The 1,598-nt window shown below is 56.2% G+C and carries 1 protein-coding gene and 1 pseudogene; both read right to left on the bottom strand.

The features are described 5' to 3' along the window. Window positions 1–1,042: pseudogene (locus ACXRVY_RS28155) on the bottom strand (DNA-directed RNA polymerase subunit beta'); the annotation flags it as partial. A 64-nt stretch (window positions 1,043–1,106) separates the two neighbouring features. Then, window positions 1,107–1,598, bottom strand: a 492-nt coding sequence (locus ACXRVY_RS28150) for a DNA-directed RNA polymerase subunit beta (RefSeq protein WP_458238849.1), incomplete at its 5' end; no start/stop codon positions are given.

Raw genomic sequence — 1,598 nt, 5'->3', positions numbered from 1 at the left:
CAACACGCTTACCGAGCAAGTTCTGACGGAAACGACCCTGCTTACCCTTGATCATGTCAGCCAGGGATTTCAGAGGACGCTTGTTGGAGCCGGTGATAGCGCGGCCACGACGACCGTTGTCGAGCAGTGCGTCGACGGCTTCCTGCAACATACGCTTTTCGTTGCGCACGATGATGTCCGGAGCGGACAGATCCAGCAGGCGCTTCAAGCGGTTGTTACGGTTGATCACTCGACGATACAGATCGTTGAGGTCGGAAGTCGCGAAGCGACCGCCATCGAGCGGGACCAGTGGACGCAGATCTGGCGGCAGAACCGGCAGAACGGTCAGCACCATCCACTCTGGCAGGTTGCCGGAACCCTGGAAGGCTTCCATCAACTTCAGACGCTTGGACAGCTTCTTGATCTTGGTTTCGGAGTTGGTTTGCGGAATTTCTTCACGCAGGCGGCCAATCTCGTGTTCCAGGTCGATAGCGTGCAGCAGTTCGCGGACAGCTTCGGCACCCATGCGGGCATCGAAATCGTCGCCGAACTCTTCCAGCGCTTCGAAGTACTGCTCGTCGTTGAGCAGCTGACCTTTTTCAAGGGTGGTCATGCCTGGATCGATAACGACATAGCTCTCGAAGTAGAGAACGCGTTCGATATCACGCAGGGTCATGTCCATCAGCAAGCCGATACGGGACGGCAGCGATTTCAGGAACCAGATGTGGGCAACTGGCGAGGCCAGTTCGATGTGCGCCATGCGCTCACGACGAACTTTTGCCAGCGCGACTTCAACGCCACACTTCTCGCAGATCACACCACGGTGCTTCAAGCGCTTGTACTTACCGCACAGGCACTCGTAATCCTTTACCGGGCCAAAGATCTTGGCGCAGAACAGGCCGTCACGCTCAGGCTTGAACGTACGGTAGTTGATGGTTTCCGGCTTTTTAACTTCACCGAACGACCACGAACGGATCATCTCAGGCGATGCCAATCCGATACGGATGGCGTCGAACTCTTCGACTTGACCCTGGTTTTTCAGCAAATTCAGTAGGTCTTTCAAGGCCTTTCCTCCTGGCGGAGCAGAGAGCGGGCAATCCTGCCCCGCTCTCGATTCGCGTCACGTGTTATTCGGTTTCCAGATCGATATCGATGCCGAGGGAACGAATTTCCTTGATCAACACGTTGAAGGACTCGGGCATGCCCGGCTCCATACGGTGATCGCCATCCACGATGTTTTTGTACATCTTGGTACGGCCGTTCACATCGTCCGACTTCACTGTGAGCATTTCTTGCAGAGTGTAAGCGGCACCGTATGCTTCCAGTGCCCAGACCTCCATCTCCCCGAAACGCTGACCACCGAACTGCGCCTTACCACCCAGCGGCTGCTGGGTAACCAGGCTGTACGAACCGGTAGAACGAGCGTGCATCTTGTCGTCTACCAAGTGGTTCAGCTTCAGCATGTACATGTAGCCAACGGTAACCGGGCGCTCGAACTTGTTGCCGGTACGGCCGTCGGTCAGCTGCATCTGGCCGCTTTCTGGCAGATCCGCCAGTTTCAGCATGGCCTTGATTTCGCTTTCCTTGGCACCGTCGAACACTGGAGTGGCCATTGGAAC

The organism is Pseudomonas sp. P5_A2_2, assembly GCF_054177685.1.
This window is presented reverse-complemented; position numbering and strand designations above follow the sequence as displayed.